We start from the raw sequence: 15,190 nt of genomic DNA, 5'->3' as shown, positions 1-15,190 counted from the left end.
CTGCCAACCAGGAGTTGACGGCACGCTGGCAGGGCGCGCTGATGAACAACTACGGCACCCCGAGGCTGCCCCTCGTCAAGGGCGCGGGCGCCAAGCTGTGGGACGCCGACGGCAAGGAGTACCTGGACTTCGTCGGCGGCATCGCGGTCAACGCGCTCGGTCACGCCCACCCGGCGGTCGTCGAGGCCGTCTCCACGCAGATCGCCTCCCTCGGTCACGTCTCGAACCTCTTCGTCGCCGAACCGCCGGTCGCGCTCGCCGAGCGGCTGCTCCAGCTCTTCGGCCGGGACGGCGCGGTCTTCTTCTGCAACTCGGGCGCCGAGGCCAACGAGGGCGCGTTCAAGATCGGCCGGCTCACGGGCCGGACGCACATGGTCGCCACGACCGGCGGCTTCCACGGCCGCACCATGGGCTCCCTCGCGCTGACAGGACAGCCCGGAAAGCAGGACGGCTTCACGCCGATGCCGGGTGACGTCACGCACGTCCCGTACGGGGACGTGGACGCGCTCAGGGCAGCGGTCACCGACGAGACGGCCTTCGTCATCATCGAGCCGATCCAGGGGGAGAACGGCGTCGTGGTGCCGCCCGCCGGCTACCTCAAGGCGGCCCGCGAGATCACCCGCGCCACCGGCACCCTGCTCGTGCTCGACGAGGTGCAGACGGGCGTCGGCAGGACCGGGCACTGGTTCGCGTACCAGGCGGAGGAGGGCATCGAGCCCGACGTCGTCACGCTCGCCAAGGGCCTCGGCGGCGGGCTCCCGCTGGGCGCGACGATCGCCTTCGGCGAGACGGCGAAGCTCCTCAAGCCGGGCCAGCACGGCACGACGTTCGGCGGCAACCCGGTCGCCTGCGCGGCGGGCCTCGCGGTCCTCGACACGATCGCGGGCGAAGGACTCCTGGAGAACACCAAGGCCGTCGGCGAGCGCCTCAAGGCCGGCGTCGAGGCCCTCGGACACCCGCTGATCGGCCATGTCAGGGGCGAGGGACTGCTGCTGGGTATCGTGCTCACCGGGCCGCGCGCACCGCAGGTGCAGCAGGCGGCCCAGGACGCGGGCCTCCTGGTGAACGCGCCCGCACCCGACGTCGTCCGGCTGATGCCGCCGCTGAACCTGAGCGACGCCGAGGCGGACGCGTTCCTCGCGGCGCTGCCCGCCGTACTGGACACGGCAGCCGAGGACGAAGGACGAGCCTGAGGAATGGGACGACGATGAGCAGCAAAGCGGAGAGAGACGTATCTGCGGCCACGAACCTGGCGCACGCGGCGTCGGCCGTACCGCAGACCCGCGCCGCGCGGCACCGCCGGATAGTGGACATCCTCAACCGTCAACCGGTGCGCTCCCAGAGCCAGTTGGCGAAACTGCTGTCCGACGACGGGCTCACGGTCACGCAGGCGACGCTCTCCCGCGACCTGGACGAGCTGGGCGCGGTCAAGATCCGCAACACCGGTGGTGAGCTGATCTACGCCGTGCCCAGCGAGGGCGGCTTCCGCACCCCGCAGGCCCCGCTCGGCGAATCGGCCAAGGAGGAGCGGATGCGCCGCCTGGCCGGCGAACTGCTCATCTCGGCGGAGGCCTCGGCGAATCTGGTGGTTCTGCGTACGCCTCCGGGCGCGGCCCAGTTCCTCGCCTCGGCGATCGACCAGGCCGAACTGCACGTCATCCTCGGCACGATCGCGGGAGACGACACGGTGATGCTGATCAGCCGCGACCCGGCGGGCGGCCAGGCACTTGCGGACCACATGCTCCGCGTGGCGCAGAACGACCACTAGTTTCAGCCCCTGCGGCGTTTGAGCAGCGGGGTCCGGGGTCCGGGTCCCCGAGGCGTCAGGGGCGGGCTGGGCGAGGGGGACTCCTCAGCCCAGCCCCACCGCCCGCGCCCCGTCCGCGCCGTCCGCCCCGAGGAACGTCACCAGCTCCGGCAGGGTCGGCGCCGTGGCAGGACCCCGCCGGGTGACCGCCAACGCCGCGGCCGCGTTGGCCGCCCGCGCCGCGTCGAACGCCGGCAACCCCCGCCCGAGCAGTGCCAGGAACGCCCCGACATGCGCGTCCCCGGCCCCGTTGCTGTCCACGGCGTCCACGGGGAACCCGGGCACATGCACCACGCCCCCCGCACCCGGCGCAGCCAGCCAGCAGCCGTCCTTGTCGGCCCGCACCAGCACCCCGGCCCCGGCACGGAGCCGCTCGCGCAAGGCGGCGGCCGCCTCCCGGGGATCGGTGACCCCGGTCATGATCCCGGCCTCGCGCGCATTGCAGCTCAGCCAGTCCGTGCGGGCGAGGACCGGATCGAGGACCTCGGCCGGGATGTCGGCCACCAGCGGCGCCGGGTCGAAACAGACCCGCACGTCGTCGGGGAGGCCCGCCACCAGCTTCGCGAGCAGCGGCCCGTTGACCTCCATGACCAGGCCGTACCCGGACACCTGGACGAGGTCGCCGCCGTGCACGGCGGCGCCGATCGCCGTCGCCTCGTCCTGCGTCATCCGGGAGTCGACGCCGAAGCTCGTCACGAACGTCCGCTCGCCGCCGTCGTCGACCATCGCCACACAGAACCCGGTGTCGCCGTCGCCGCGCACCGGAAGCAGTGTCCCGATGCCCTCCGCGGCGAGCGCCGAGCGCACCAACTCCCCGTAGGGGCCGGTGCCGTGGACCCCCGCGAAGACGGCTTCGGCGCCCAGCCGACGGGCGGCCGTGAGCGTGTTGAAGCCGCCGCCCGCGTACAGCGCGGTGCGGGTGCCGATGACGTCGCCGCCGCGCTCGGGCAGCGCGGGAACGTCGATGACGAGGTCGGCGATGACGTTCCCGGCGAGAACGACACGGTGGTCGGCGGTCATCGCGTGGCCTCCTCAAGTGCGGCGGAACCGGTGTCGGGGGAGTCGAGGGTCACCTTCGTACGACGTCCGAGCAGCGCGTACAGCGCACCGCCCACGACGATCGCGACGAGCCAGCCGAGCCCGTTGGCGCCGAGCCAGGACCCGGCCAGCGGGCCCTTGAACCAGACGTCGTCCGCGCTGGTCGAGGCCGTGGTGAACAGCAGCCCGACCACGATCGCCACCACCCAGGCGGCGACGGCGGGCAGATGGAAACCGCCGGTGTACCAGTAGCGGCTGGTGCGCCCGGTGTCCATCACGCCCTCGGGGTCGTAACTCCGGCCCCGGACCATGTCGACGACGATCACGCCGATCCACGCCGAGATCGGCACGGCGAGCAGCGTCAGGAACGTACTGAACGGGCCGTAGAAGTCGCCCGCGATCAGCATGAAGTAGACGCCGCCGAGGAACATCAGGGCGACATCCACGCAGACCGCCCAGGCCCGCGGCACCCGCAGGCCGAGCGTGATCATCGTGAGCCCGGCCGAGTACGTGGACAGATGGTTGGACATCAGCAGTCCGCCGAACGCCGCGATCAGATACGGCACGGCCATCCACGACGGCAGCATCGCGTTGATCGCCGAGACCGGGTCGGAGGAGGTCGCGAGCGAAGAGTCGCCCGCCGTGAGCAGGGAGCCGAGCGAGATCATCAGCACCAGCGGGATGCCCGCGCCGAACGCGGAGGCCTGCACGAGCCGGCCGCCCGGGATGGACCGCGGCAGGTAACGGGCGTAGTCCGCACCGGCGTTGGCCCAGCCGATGCCGGTGCCCGCGGCGATGAAGCCGATGCCCGCGATCACACCGCTGAGCGGTCCCGCGGGGGCGTCGAGGACCTTCGTCCAGTCGACGGTCGCGACGAGGAAGCCCATCACGACCAGGTTCAGGATCCCGAAGGCGACGGTCGCCCACTTGTTGATCCACATGATCGTGGCGTGCCCGAGCCCGCTGATCAGCAGCGTGCAGGCGATGAAGACGAGGAGGCAGATCAGGGTGAGGACGGTGCCCCGGCCGAACCCGAAGAGCGTGTTGAGCAGGGCGAGCAGCGCGTACGCCGCCGTGGTCGTGGTGATCGTCTCCCAGCCGATCCGGCTGAGCCAGCTGATCAGCGTGGGCCCGTGGTTGCCGCGCTGCCCGAACACCGCGCGCGACAGCGTCAGTGCGGGCGCGCCGCCCTTCTTGCCGGCCAGGCTGAGCGCGCCGACGAGCGCGAAGGAGCCCACCGAGCCGACGACCGCGACGATCACGGCCTGCCAGATGTTCAGGCCGCGGAAGGCGACGAGCGTCGCGCCGAGCGGCAGCCCGAGGATCGAGATGTTGGCGGCGAACCACGTCCAGAACATCTGGCTCGCGTGGCCGTGCCGCTCGCTGTCGGGGACCGGTTCGATCCCTCGGGTCTCCACGGCGCCGACGCGGTCGTTCTTCGTTGAATCGGCCATGGCGGAACCTCCTTGCTCTAGCTCGGTGCGGACGGGGTGAAGACCGTCAGCGGCTGGATCAGTTGGATCAGTTGGATCAGTTGGTTCGGTGGGGTCAGTTGGTTCGGTAGGTGAGCAACTGCCTGGTCAGCGGCTCCAGGTCGAGGCCGTTCACCTCGCGCAGCGTGCGTACGGCGTCGGCGGGGAGGGCGGTGAGGCCGTGCAGGGAACCGGCGATCGCGCCGGCCATCGCGGCGATCGTGTCGCTGTCGCCGCCGAGGTTCGCCGCGAGGAGCGTGGCCCGCCACGGGTCGGCGCCGGCCAGCGCGAGCACCGCGAACGCCGCGGGGACCGACTCCTGGCTGGCGACGCTGGTGCCGATGAGCGCGACGACACGGTCGAGCGCCGCGGCCTCGTCGAGGCCCGCGATCAGCTCGCGCACCGAGGCGATCCGCGCCGAGATGCTGGCGCCCGCGATCCAGTGACCACGCCGCGCACCGGCCGCGGAGGCGGCGATCGCGGCGTCGAAGACGTCGTCGAGGGTGCCGCCCGCGATGCCGGTGGAGACGGCCGCGGCGACGGCGGCCGCGCCCGCGATACCGATGTTCGTGTCGTGCGTGACCTGGCAGGACTCGACGACCCGGTCCAGGAAGGCCGCGCTGTCGGCAGCGTCGTAGGAGTAGGCGATGCCGACCGGGGTGACCCGCATCGCGGACCCGTTCGTGGTGCCGTACTTTCCGGCCTCCGCGGGGTCGGCGCCCCGGTCCACGGCGTCGAGCGCCGCCTTGGTCGACGGGCCGAGCAGATCGAACGATCCCTTGGCCTTCATCTCCCGCTCCCAGGACAGGAGTTCCCCGGCGAACCGCAGCGGGTCGACGTGCCCGCCGCCCTCCACGATCAGCCGCGCCACGATGACGGCCTGGTCGGTGTCGTCCGTGACGGACCCGGCGGGCATTCCGGCACTGACCGGGTTGTCCGGCTGTGCGGGCTCGAAGCCGCTCAGCGTGCCGTAGACGCGTACGACGTCCTCGCGCGACATGACCTGGGTCGGCATGCCGAGCGCGTCGCCGAGCGCGAGTCCGTAGAAGGCTCCGGCAGCGCGGTCGAAGAGAGCGGAATCGGGGGTGGTACTCACGGTTGGCCTCCTCGGCCTGTACGTATGTGCAGTTGGAACCGGGAGGGGTCGAGCAGGCTCGTGACCTGCTCGACCACGCCCCCGTCCGCGTCGCGGAACACCTGGGCGACACGGAGGAAGGACTCGCCGGGGGAGCGGTGCAGGGTCGCTGCGTCGCCGTCGTCGAGTCCGGCTACGGCGATGTGCGCGTCACCGGAGTCGCGGACCCGGCCCGCCGCGGCGAGCGTCTGGTCCAGGGAGCCTCCGTCGAGGCCGCGCTCGACCAGATCGGCCAGCGGCCCGACGGCGGGCACCCGGCTGAACTCCAGCGAGACGCCCTGCCCGTCGGGCTGCCGGCGGACGCGATCGAGGGCGATGAACTCGTCCGATTCCAGACCGAGTTCGGCGGCGAGCGCCGCATCCCGTATCCGCTCGAAGCGCAAGGTCTGCGTCGTCAGCTCGGTGCCCTGTGCGGCCAGCGCCCTGGTCCAGCCGAGATGCTGGTCGAGCGGGGCACCGTCGAACGTGACGATCGAGCCGATCCCGGCGTGCGTCTCGATGAGGCCCTGCTCGCCCAAGAGGCCGAGGGCCTGCCGCACGGTCGTCCGGCTGACCCCGAACCGCTCCCGGAGCGCGTGCTCACCGGGCAGCTTGCTGCCGTCGGCGTGCACACCGGTGCGGATCTCCTCGGCGAGGACGCGGGCGACGCGATGGTGCTTGTGAACCTGTCCAGGCATGTCTAGAGGGTAGATCTGAAGAAGCCGACCTGTCTACACCTGTCCAGTGTCGACTCGGCCGGCTTCCTGAGCGTGTGCGCGGGGGAGTGCGGAACCTACTCCTTCTCGGCGGCCCGCGCCCGGTACGACATCCACGCCGCGACCAGGGCGCCCGACACGTTGTGCCAGACCGAGAACACGGCGGCGGGCAGCGCGGCCAGCGGGCTGAAGTGGGCCGTGGCCAGGGAGGCGGCGAGGCCCGAGTTCTGCATGCCGACCTCGAAGGCCATGGCGCGCGACGCGGGCTTGCCCAGTCGGCCGAGCTTTCCGGCGCCGTAGCCGAGCGCGAGGCCGAGACCGTTGTGCAGCACGACGGCGACCAGGACGAGCGCGGCGGCCGACTTGATGGCGTCGGCGCTGCCCGCCACCACCACGGCCACGATCACGGCGATGGTCAGGGCGGACAGCCACGGGAGGACCTTGAGCAGCCGGTCGACGTACCGGCCGAGCACGAGACGCACGACCAGGCCCGCGATCACCGGGAGCAGCACGGTCTTCAGGATGTCCGTCATCATCGAACCCGCGTCCACCGGCAGGTACGCGCCCGCGAGCAGCAGCGTCAGCGGCGGCGTGATCAGCGGCGCGAGCACCGTGGAGACGGTCGCCACGGACACCGAAAGGGCGACGTCGCCGCGCGCCAGATACGTCACGACGTTGGACGCGGTACCGCTGGGCGCGCAGCCCACGAGGATGACACCGGCCGCCAACTGCGGGGACAGGCCCAGCGCGTGGGCGATCGCCCAGCCGAGCCCCGGCATGATCACGTAGTGCGCGACGAGCCCGAGCCCCACGGCCCACGGCCGCTGCGCGACACCCTTGAAGTCCGTGAGGGTCATGGTGAGACCCATGCAGAACATCACGACGCCCAGCAGGTAGGGCACGTTGGTGCCCCAGCCGGTGAACGTGCCGGGGGAGGCGAGCCCCCAGGCGCCCGCGACGAGGACGAGCACGGGGAAGACGGTGACCGCGAGCCGGGCGGCGCGGTCGGTGGCCCCGTTCTCGGTCGGTGCCTCGGCCGTGGCCTCGGTGGCGGTCTCCGCTGCGGGAGAGTCGGGGGACGTCTGTTCGGATTCGCTTCGCACCGGGCGATGCAACGCCTCGGCGGCGAATCCACGCAACCCCGTCTCGTTATGTGGTCCCTACACGAGAGCCGGTAACCGCATACGCACCCATATCCGTATACGTATCGGTACCCAGTGATTCGGAACCCAGTGATTCGGTACCCAGTGGTTTCAGTACTTGGTCAGGGACGTCGCCCCGCCCGCCGTCCCGATCGCGATGTGCGGGGACCGCTCGGGGCGCACCCAGGTCAGGATCCGGCGCATGGCGTCCTTCGGCACGGACACGCAGCCGGCCGTGGCCCCGCGCCCGTTGACGTGCAGGAAGATTCCGGCTCCGCGGCCGTGCACGGGGCGGTGGTAGTTGAAGCCGACCACGAGCGCGTGCGCGTACTGCGTCGCGTAGTCGGCGAGGTGCTCGGACTCGGCGGCGCGGCAGTCGCGGGGGCGCGGCTCGGTCCAGCGGTTGTACGAGCGGGACGCGTTGTCCTGGCACCACCAGGAGTCGCGGTGCACGCGCCGGTACGTCGTCGTGGTCCCCTCGGGCGCCGCCTTGACGCCGAACGCGAAGGGCAGGTCGTAGAGGCCGGTCGGCGTCGTGTTGGTGCTCTGCTTGCGCTTGCTCCCCGCCACGAGCCCCTTCGCCCCGAACCGCGCGGGCGCCGAACCGGCCTTCACCCAACGCCCGTTGGCGCCCCGGTCCCACCAGGTGACGGTGCCGGTGGTGGAGGACGTACGGGGCGCCTCCGCGGTGATCAGCTGGCGGCCGCCGCCCGTGTCCGCCATGCGGGCGGGCAGCGGGTCGGCGGCGGACGCGGCGGGGGAGGGGGCCGCCCCGAGGGCGGCGCAGGCGGCGACGGCGGTGGCGATACCTGCTCGAAGTGGACGCATGGGTCAGAACGTAGCGGGCGGCAGCGGCAATGGCAGCCCGGGCAGTCCGTCCAGGCTCTTCGCGATGTACTCCTTCTTCTGGAAGTACGCGTCGAGCCCCGCGTCGTCCTCGCGCGCGAAGCGCTTGCCGTGCAGGTCGCGGTCCTCGTCGTACGTCATGAAGGGCACGGCGTAGCCGCAGGTGTCGCGGATGTGTTCGGCGTGCACGACGATGATCGCGCGCAGGCCGTTGCGGGTCGGGTCGATGTCGGGGAAGTGGCCGATCAGCTCGGTGAAGCGGGGGTCGTCGCGGAACACGGGCTCGCCGCGGCCGTGCACCCGGACGATGTTCGGCGGACCCTGGAACGCGCACCACATCAGCGTGATCCGGCCGTTCTCACGCAGGTGGGCGATGGTCTCCGCGTTGGAACCGGCGAAGTCCAGGTAGGCGACGGTCCGTTCGTCGAGCACGGCGAAGGAGCCCTTGAGGCCCTTGGGGGAGAGGTTGACCGTCCCGTCGTCGGAGAGCGGCGCCGTGGCGGTGAAGAAGATCGGCTGGTCCTCGATGAACGTGCGCAGCCGCCCGTCTATGCGTTCATGACTTTTTCCCATACCGGGATGATGCCCGGAAGGGGCGGCCCGGGGGGAGTGATTGACGAATCATGCATGACCCTGCATAATCATGCACAACGACAAACGCACCGGCATTCAGATCCACCGGCCCGAGGAGCAGAGCACGTGAGCAGCAACACCGGCGATGTCCGCCTCTGGGGCGGCCGGTTCGCCGACGGCCCGGCCGAGGCCCTGGCGAAACTCTCCGCCTCCGTCCACTTCGACTGGCGCCTCGCCCCGTACGACATCGCGGGCTCCCGTGCCCACGCGCGCGTGCTCAACAAGGCGGGACTGCTCACCGAGGACGAGCTGACCCGCATGACCGCCGGCCTCGACCAGCTGGAGACGGACGTCGCGGACGGCTCCTTCGTCGGCACGATCGCCGACGAGGACGTGCACACGGCTCTTGAGCGCGGCCTCCTTGAGCGCCTCGGCCCGGACCTCGGCGGCAAGCTGCGCGCGGGCCGCTCGCGCAACGACCAGGTGGCGACGCTCTTCCGGATGTACCTGCGCGACGAGGCGCGGGCCATCGGCGGCCTGATCGCCGACCTCCAGGAGGCCCTCGTCGGCCTCGCGGAGGCGCACCCGGACACCGCGATGCCCGGTCGTACGCACCTCCAGCACGCCCAGCCGGTGCTCTTCGCGCACCACGTCCTGGCGCACGTCCAGTCCCTGTCCCGGGACGCGGAGCGGCTGCGCCAGTGGGACGAGCGGACGGCGGTATCGCCGTACGGCTCCGGCGCCCTGGCGGGCAGCAGCCTCGGCCTCGACCCGGAGGCGGTGGCGCGGGACCTCGGCTTCGAGCACGGCAGCTCCGCCAACTCCATCGACGGCACGGCCTCCCGTGACTTCGTCGCCGAGTTCACCTTCATCACCGCGATGATCGGCGTGAACCTCTCGCGGATCGCCGAGGAGATCATCCTGTGGAACACGAAGGAGTTCTCCTTCGTCACGCTCCACGACGCCTTCTCCACCGGCTCGTCGATCATGCCGCAGAAGAAGAACCCGGACATCGCGGAGCTGGCGCGCGGCAAGTCGGGCCGCCTCATCGGCAACCTCACGGGCCTGATGGCGACGCTCAAGGCGCTCCCGCTCGCGTACAACCGTGACCTCCAGGAGGACAAGGAGCCGGTCTTCGACTCCTGCGACCAACTGCGGCTGCTGCTCCCGGCGTTCACCGGCATGATGGCGACGCTCACGGTCAACCGGGAGCGCATGGAGGAGCTGGCCCCGGCCGGCTTCTCGCTCGCCACGGACATCGCCGAGTGGCTCGTGAAGCAGGGCGTGCCGTTCCGTGTCGCGCACGATGTCGCGGGTGAGTGCGTCAAGGTCGCCGAGGCGGAGGGCAAGGAGCTCGACGGCCTCACCGACGAGCAGTTCGCCAAGATCTCCGAGCACCTCACACCCGAGGTGCGCACGGTGCTCAACGTTCCGGGCGCCCTGGCCTCCCGCTCGGGCCGCGGTGGCACGGCGCCGAGCGCGGTCGCCGTCCAGCTCGCCGAGATCAAGCAGGACCTGACGGTGCAGCGCACCTGGGCCGACGCGAAGAAGTAGGCCCGCGGGTACCGACAAGGGCCCGGTTCGTCCATCCGTGGACGAACCGGGCCCTTCGGCGTGCGTAGGTACTACGTACGTCGGTGTGGGGGCGGGAGTGTCAGCGGCGTGCCCGCGCGCCGCCTCCGTAGCTCGACAGGTCGAGCAGCAGACCGAAGACGATCACGATCCAGCCGATCCCGCCGACGCCGACCACGGGCGCGTACGCGATGACGTAGCCCAGGGTCGTCCACGGAAGCAGGATCAGGCCGATGAGCGGCAGCAGAACGCCGTTGAAGGCGCGGTCCACAAGGTTGGTGAACAGCCACGTGATCACCAGGGCCACGCGTGGGCCGATGGCGGCCATCGCCGCGAAGATGCAGCACCCCATGCCGGTACCTCCCGAGAGTCGGACGTCCCGACAGTCGTAACACTGCGTGAGGGGCGCGGCCACCGGAGGCGACCGGATTGCGCGTGAGACATTTATGTCTCATCTGAGGTACTCTCGTCTCATGCCAGTCGATCGCGCTCAGGTACTGCACAGCGCCGCCGCCCTGCTGACCCGCAGGTCCACTGCCACCATGGACGAGGTGGCGCGGGCCGCCGGCATCAGCCGTGCGACCCTGCACCGCCAGTTCGCGGGCCGGGACGCGCTGGTCCGCGCGCTGGAGGAACTCGGCCTCGCCGAGTGCGAATCGGCGCTCGACCGGGCCCGGCTCGACGAGGGCCGGTCCGCGGACGCGCTGCGCGGCCTCATCCGCGAACTCGAACCCTCGGCGCCCCTGCTCGCCTTCCTCGTCACGGAGAACCAGCTCTTCGAGGGCGAGCAGCAGAACGAGGGCTGGGCCCGTCTGGACGCCCGCATCGAAGCGCTCTTCCGGCGCGGCCAGGAAGCGGGCGAGTTCCGGATCGACCTGACACCCGCCTGGCTGACCGAGGCGCTCTACGGCCTCATCGGCAGCGGCGCCTGGGCGGTACAGGACGGCCGCGTCGCGGCCAAGGACTTCCAATTCATGATCGTCGAGCTGCTGCTCGGCGGCGCACTACGGAGAGTGGAACCATGACCGGCACATCACAGCGCACCCCTGCGGCGGAGGTGGTGGCGTCCCGTCCCGCGCGGTGGCTCGCCCTCTCCGTCCTCGTGCTGGCCGTGCTGCTCGTCGCCGTCGACGCGACCGTCCTCGGCCTCGCGACCCCGTACATCAGCGAGGACCTGAAGCCCTCCGGCACCCAGCTGCTCTGGATCGGCGACGTCTACTCGTTCGTCATCGCGGGACTGCTCGTCTCGATGGGCAGCCTCGGCGACCGCATCGGCCGCAAGAAGCTGCTCCTTGTGGGAGCGGTCGCGTTCGGCGCGGTCTCGGTGCTCAACGCGTACGCGACGACGCCCGAACTGATGATCCTGGCGCGCGCCCTGCTGGGCGTCGCGGGCGCGACCCTGATGCCCTCCACGCTGGCCCTGATCCGCAACATCTTCCACGACCCGCGCGAGCGTTCGCTGGCCATCGGCATCTGGGGTGCCATGGCCTCGGCGGGTGCGGCGGTCGGTCCTGTCGTCGGTGGATTCCTGCTGGAGCACTTCTGGTGGGGCTCGGTCTTCCTGATCAACCTGCCCGTGATGGCGATCCTGGTGGTCGTCGGCGCGAAGCTCATCCCCGAGTCGAAGAACCCGGTGCCGGGTCCGTGGGACGTGCTGAGCGTGGTGCTGTCCCTCGTCGGCATGATCGGTGTCGTCTACGCGGTGAAGGAGGCGGCGGCGCACGGGTTCGGCCTCGGCGTGGGGGCGTCGGCGGTGCTCGGCGTGGCGGCGCTCGTGTGGTTCGTACGCCGCCAACTCACGCTCCAGGCACCTCTGTTGAACATGCACCTGTTCCGCAACCGCGGCTTCTCGGGCGCGGTACTCGCCGACCTCCTGACCATTCTCGGCCTCGCGGGCCTGGTCTTCTTCCTGTCGCAGTTCCTGCAACTGGTGCAGGGGCGTTCGCCGTTCGAAGCGGGGCTCGCCGAACTCCCTGCGGCAGTGGGGGCGGTGGTGGCCGGCCTGATCGCCGGTACGGTGGCGCGCCGCTTCTCGGTACGTTCCGTGGTCGCGGGCGGGCTCGCGGCGGTGGGCCTGGCCCTCGCCGCGCTCACCACGCTGAGCCAGTCGACCGGATACCCGCTGTTGGGCGTGGTGCTGCTCGTCGTCGGCGTCGGCGCGGGCTTCTCGTTCACGGTGACGGCCGACGTGATCCTCTCCAGCGTGCCCAAGGAGCAGGCGGGCGCGGCGTCGGCGGTGTCCGAGACGGCGTACGAACTCGGTACGGCGCTCGGTATCGCGCTGCTCGGCTCGATCGTGACCGGCGTCTACTCGGGGTTCACGGTTCCGGCGGGCACGCCGGAGGACGTCGCGGTGGCGGCGCACGACTCGCTCGGCGGGGCGGTCGAGGCGGCGTCCGGCCTGCCGGCCGCGCAGGGAGACGCGCTCCTCGCCGGTGCGCAGTCGGCCTTCGTGGACGGCCTCCAGCTGGCGGCGGGCATCGGCGCGGTGGTGCTGCTGGCGACGTCGGTGGCGGCCTGGTTCCTCCTCCGCGGCCAACGCCTGGAGCAGTAACGCATTTCAAGCCTCTGCGGCGTTTGAGCAGCGGGGTCCGGGGCGGAGCCCCGTGAGCGGAGGACGGCACCGCAGCAAAAGACCCGGTTCACCGGAATGAATCGGTGAACCGGGCCCACACACCCGTAAGAGCGGCTACGCCGCCTTCGCCTTCGAGGCGTACATGTCCACGTACTCCTGGCCGGACAGCCGCATGACCTCGGTCATCACGGAATCCGTCACGGCCCGCAGCACGTACCGGTCGCGCCCCATCCCGTCGTAGCGCGAGAACTCCATCGGCTCGCCGAAGCGCACGGTCACCTTGCCCGGACGCGGAATCCCCGCACCCCCGGGCTGCAACTTGTCCGTGCCGATCATGGCGAAGGGGACGACGGGCGCACCCGTCATCAACGTCAGACGGGCGATACCGGTCCGGCCGCGGTACAGGCGTCCGTCGGGGGAGCGCGTGCCCTCGGGGTAGATCCCGAAGATATTGCCCTCCTCCAGGATGCGGCGGCCGGTCATCAGCGCCGCCACTCCGCCGTTGGCCCCGTCGCGGTCGACCGGGATCATGCCGACCCCGATGAAGAACCACGCCATGAGGCGGCCCTTGAGGGACTTGCCGGTGACGTACTCGTCCTTGCCGATGAAGAAGACCTGCCGGTCACAGACGAGCGGCAGCAGCATCGAGTCGATGAACGTCAGGTGGTTGCCCGCCAGAATGACGGGACCGTTCCCCGGGATCTTCTCTGCGCCTTCCACACGTAGGCGGAACATCAGGCGCATGATCGGACCGAGCACTGCCTTGATGAGCGCGAAGCGGGACAACGAGCCCTCCGATGTCAAGGAATGAGTGGTGGTGAACACCTGGTTTGGACTGAGGAGTCTGTGCAGGTGAGGACGATACTCGCGGACGAGTACCCGTTGCACATCGGGTTCACCGACTGGATACGTGGAGTTGACCGAAGTTTGCGCCCCGTTGATGTGCGGGCAACGCCTGGACGCCATGCCGCATCACCTGGACGTTCCTTCCAGGGTCTCCCACTCGTCACTTCCCCACCCCTACGATCGGTCTCGCTTTGACAGGTGCAAGGCAGTACTTGGTGGGAGGAGTGCTTCATGGGGAACAAGGGGAACGAGAAGTCACAGGCCACGCAGGGTGCGCAGCAGCCACGGGGCATCGCGGCACTCGGCCGGCGCTCACTGCTCGGCGCCGCGGTCCTCGGCGCGGGAGCCACGGCACTCGGGGCGGCCGGAACGGCGAGAGCCGCCGAGAGAGAAAGTGGCGCGAATAACATGAACAAGGGTCTCGCGGGCCTCCCTGTGCCCACGGTCATCGCGCACCGCGGCACCAGTGGCTACCGGCCGGAGCACACCCTCGGCTCGTACCAGCTGGCGCTCGACATGGGCGCGCACATCATCGAGGCGGGCGACCTATGCCCGACCAAGGACGGGCATCTCGTATGCCGTCACGAGCCGGAAATCGGCGGCACGACCAATGTGTCGGACCACCCCGAGTTCGCCGGCCGCAAGACGACGAAGAGCCTCGACGGGGTGGCCACCACCGGCTGGTTCACCGAGGACTTCACGCTCGCCGAGCTGAAGACGCTGCGGGCCAAGGAGCGCATCCCCGGCACCCGCCAGCACAACACCCTCTACGACGGCCGTTGGGAGATCCCCACCTTCGAGGAGGTCCTGCGCTGGCGCGCCCAGCAGAGCAAGAAGCTCGGCCGCGAGGTCTGGATCTACCCGGAGCTCAAGCACCCCACGTACTTCCGCAAGCAGAACCTCGGCCTGGAGGAGCGCGTCGCCAAGGTGCTGCGCGCCCACGGACTGCACCGGAAGAACTCGCCCGTCATCATCCAGTCCTTCGAGCCGACGAGCATCCAGCGCATGAACAAGCTGGTCGACAACCCGCTGGCCGTCCTCCTGTCCACGGCGAAGTCGCGCCCGTACGACTTCGTGGACACCGGCGACCCGCGCACCGTCGCCGACCTGATCACGCCCAAGGGGCTCGCGGAGATCGCGACGTACGCGAACGGCATCGGCCCGACCCTCGACCTGATCATCCCGAAGGACGCGAACGGCAAGCTGCTGGCGCCCACGACCCTGGTCGGGGACGCGCACAAGGCGGGCCTCATCCTGCACCCCTACACGATGCGCAACGAGAACACCTTCCTGCCGGCCGACTTCAAGAAGGGCACCGACCCCAACGCCTACGGCGACGCGTTCGGCGCCTTCAAGGCGTACTACGGGACCGGCATCGACGGCATCTTCTCGGACAACTGCGACACGGCGCTCCTCGCCCGCGAGGACTTCGTCAACGGGTGACCTCCGCCCGCCGGTTGGAGTGAGACCCGGCCGCCCCGGCAACCGG

The 15,190-nt window shown here is 70.6% G+C and carries 15 protein-coding genes; 6 read left to right on the top strand and 9 right to left on the bottom strand.

Translation table 11 applies throughout. The annotated features are described in order from the left end of the window. Nucleotides 1-41: 41 nt before the first annotated feature. Nucleotides 42-1,193: an acetylornithine transaminase gene (locus tag OKJ99_RS04045; RefSeq protein ID WP_326014350.1), complete on the top strand. Its 1,152-nt coding sequence runs from the start codon at nucleotides 42-44 to the stop codon at nucleotides 1,191-1,193. A gap of 14 nt (nucleotides 1,194-1,207) precedes the next feature. Next, complete coding sequence (locus tag OKJ99_RS04040; protein WP_326014324.1) at nucleotides 1,208-1,768, top strand: arginine repressor; 561 nt, start codon at nucleotides 1,208-1,210, stop codon at nucleotides 1,766-1,768. Nucleotides 1,769-1,852: 84 nt separating this feature from the next. On the opposite strand, the gene OKJ99_RS04035 is transcribed toward OKJ99_RS04040, so the two are convergent. The 7 genes from OKJ99_RS04035 to OKJ99_RS04005 all read right to left on the bottom strand — a co-directional run bounded on the left by OKJ99_RS04035 (nucleotide 1,853) and on the right by OKJ99_RS04005 (nucleotide 8,708). Next, nucleotides 1,853-2,827, bottom strand: a complete 975-nt coding sequence (locus tag OKJ99_RS04035) for a PfkB family carbohydrate kinase (RefSeq protein ID WP_326014323.1) — start codon at nucleotides 2,825-2,827, stop codon at nucleotides 1,853-1,855. After that, nucleotides 2,824-4,299 (bottom strand): purine-cytosine permease family protein, encoded by a 1,476-nt coding sequence (locus OKJ99_RS04030; RefSeq protein WP_326014322.1) that lies wholly within the window; start codon nucleotides 4,297-4,299, stop codon nucleotides 2,824-2,826. The genes OKJ99_RS04035 and OKJ99_RS04030 overlap by 4 nt, the downstream gene beginning before the upstream one ends. A gap of 94 nt (nucleotides 4,300-4,393) precedes the next feature. After that, a complete protein-coding gene (locus OKJ99_RS04025; RefSeq protein ID WP_326014321.1) occupies nucleotides 4,394-5,413 on the bottom strand; it encodes an ADP-ribosylglycohydrolase family protein in 1,020 nt (339 codons plus the stop codon). Further along, nucleotides 5,410-6,129, bottom strand: a complete 720-nt coding sequence (locus tag OKJ99_RS04020; protein ID WP_326014320.1) for a GntR family transcriptional regulator — start codon at nucleotides 6,127-6,129, stop codon at nucleotides 5,410-5,412. The genes OKJ99_RS04025 and OKJ99_RS04020 overlap by 4 nt, the downstream gene beginning before the upstream one ends. A gap of 95 nt (nucleotides 6,130-6,224) precedes the next feature. Further along, complete coding sequence (locus OKJ99_RS04015; RefSeq protein WP_326014319.1) at nucleotides 6,225-7,250, bottom strand: bile acid:sodium symporter family protein; 1,026 nt, start codon at nucleotides 7,248-7,250, stop codon at nucleotides 6,225-6,227. A 150-nt stretch (nucleotides 7,251-7,400) separates the two neighbouring features. Continuing rightward, entirely contained in the window at nucleotides 7,401-8,117 is a 717-nt protein-coding gene (locus OKJ99_RS04010; RefSeq protein ID WP_326014318.1) for a L,D-transpeptidase family protein, read from the bottom strand. Between the two features lie 3 nt (nucleotides 8,118-8,120). Then, nucleotides 8,121-8,708: a pyridoxamine 5'-phosphate oxidase family protein gene (locus OKJ99_RS04005; protein ID WP_326014317.1), complete on the bottom strand. Its 588-nt coding sequence runs from the start codon at nucleotides 8,706-8,708 to the stop codon at nucleotides 8,121-8,123. 126 nt (nucleotides 8,709-8,834) lie between these two features. On the opposite strand from OKJ99_RS04005, the gene argH reads away from it, so the two are divergent. Further along, nucleotides 8,835-10,262, top strand: coding sequence for an argininosuccinate lyase (gene argH, locus OKJ99_RS04000; RefSeq protein WP_326014316.1), 1,428 nt, complete (start codon nucleotides 8,835-8,837; stop codon nucleotides 10,260-10,262). A 100-nt stretch (nucleotides 10,263-10,362) separates the two neighbouring features. Here the strand turns inward: argH and OKJ99_RS03995 are convergent, their stop codons facing one another. Beyond that, complete coding sequence (locus OKJ99_RS03995; protein ID WP_326014315.1) at nucleotides 10,363-10,632, bottom strand: hypothetical protein; 270 nt, start codon at nucleotides 10,630-10,632, stop codon at nucleotides 10,363-10,365. A gap of 121 nt (nucleotides 10,633-10,753) precedes the next feature. Here OKJ99_RS03995 and OKJ99_RS03990 point away from each other — a divergent pair, with 121 nt between their 5' ends. Next, nucleotides 10,754-11,305 (top strand): TetR/AcrR family transcriptional regulator, encoded by a 552-nt coding sequence (locus OKJ99_RS03990; protein ID WP_326014314.1) that lies wholly within the window; start codon nucleotides 10,754-10,756, stop codon nucleotides 11,303-11,305. Further along, the gene (locus tag OKJ99_RS03985; protein ID WP_326014313.1) at nucleotides 11,302-12,834 is read left to right on the top strand and encodes an MFS transporter; all 1,533 of its coding nucleotides are present in this window, start codon (nucleotides 11,302-11,304) and stop codon (nucleotides 12,832-12,834) included. The genes OKJ99_RS03990 and OKJ99_RS03985 overlap by 4 nt, the downstream gene beginning before the upstream one ends. Before the next feature lie 135 nt (nucleotides 12,835-12,969). Here OKJ99_RS03985 and OKJ99_RS03980 read toward each other — a convergent pair whose 3' ends face one another. Further along, nucleotides 12,970-13,659: a lysophospholipid acyltransferase family protein gene (locus OKJ99_RS03980; RefSeq protein ID WP_326014312.1), complete on the bottom strand. Its 690-nt coding sequence runs from the start codon at nucleotides 13,657-13,659 to the stop codon at nucleotides 12,970-12,972. Between the two features lie 273 nt (nucleotides 13,660-13,932). On the opposite strand from OKJ99_RS03980, the gene OKJ99_RS03975 reads away from it, so the two are divergent. Continuing rightward, complete coding sequence (locus OKJ99_RS03975; RefSeq protein ID WP_326014311.1) at nucleotides 13,933-15,144, top strand: glycerophosphodiester phosphodiesterase; 1,212 nt, start codon at nucleotides 13,933-13,935, stop codon at nucleotides 15,142-15,144. Nucleotides 15,145-15,190 lie beyond the last annotated feature (46 nt).

Source organism: Streptomyces endophyticus (assembly GCF_035798155.1).
Classification (GTDB): domain Bacteria; phylum Actinomycetota; class Actinomycetes; order Streptomycetales; family Streptomycetaceae; genus Streptomyces; species Streptomyces endophyticus.
Note: the sequence above shows the minus strand (reverse complement) of the source record. Positions and strands in the feature narration are given on the sequence as shown.

Coding starts and splice junctions, on each gene's coding strand:
- OKJ99_RS04045 (WP_326014350.1), top strand. CDS start 42: ATGAACAACTACGGCACCCCGAGGCTGCCCCTCGTCAAGGGCGCGGGC.
- OKJ99_RS04040 (WP_326014324.1), top strand. CDS start 1,208: ATGAGCAGCAAAGCGGAGAGAGACGTATCTGCGGCCACGAACCTGGCG.
- OKJ99_RS04035 (WP_326014323.1), bottom strand. CDS start 2,827: ATGACCGCCGACCACCGTGTCGTTCTCGCCGGGAACGTCATCGCCGAC.
- OKJ99_RS04030 (WP_326014322.1), bottom strand. CDS start 4,299: ATGGCCGATTCAACGAAGAACGACCGCGTCGGCGCCGTGGAGACCCGA.
- OKJ99_RS04020 (WP_326014320.1), bottom strand. CDS start 6,129: ATGCCTGGACAGGTTCACAAGCACCATCGCGTCGCCCGCGTCCTCGCC.
- OKJ99_RS04010 (WP_326014318.1), bottom strand. CDS start 8,117: ATGCGTCCACTTCGAGCAGGTATCGCCACCGCCGTCGCCGCCTGCGCC.
- OKJ99_RS04005 (WP_326014317.1), bottom strand. CDS start 8,708: ATGGGAAAAAGTCATGAACGCATAGACGGGCGGCTGCGCACGTTCATC.
- OKJ99_RS03995 (WP_326014315.1), bottom strand. CDS start 10,632: ATGGGGTGCTGCATCTTCGCGGCGATGGCCGCCATCGGCCCACGCGTG.
- OKJ99_RS03990 (WP_326014314.1), top strand. CDS start 10,754: ATGCCAGTCGATCGCGCTCAGGTACTGCACAGCGCCGCCGCCCTGCTG.
- OKJ99_RS03985 (WP_326014313.1), top strand. CDS start 11,302: ATGACCGGCACATCACAGCGCACCCCTGCGGCGGAGGTGGTGGCGTCC.
- OKJ99_RS03975 (WP_326014311.1), top strand. CDS start 13,933: ATGGGGAACAAGGGGAACGAGAAGTCACAGGCCACGCAGGGTGCGCAG.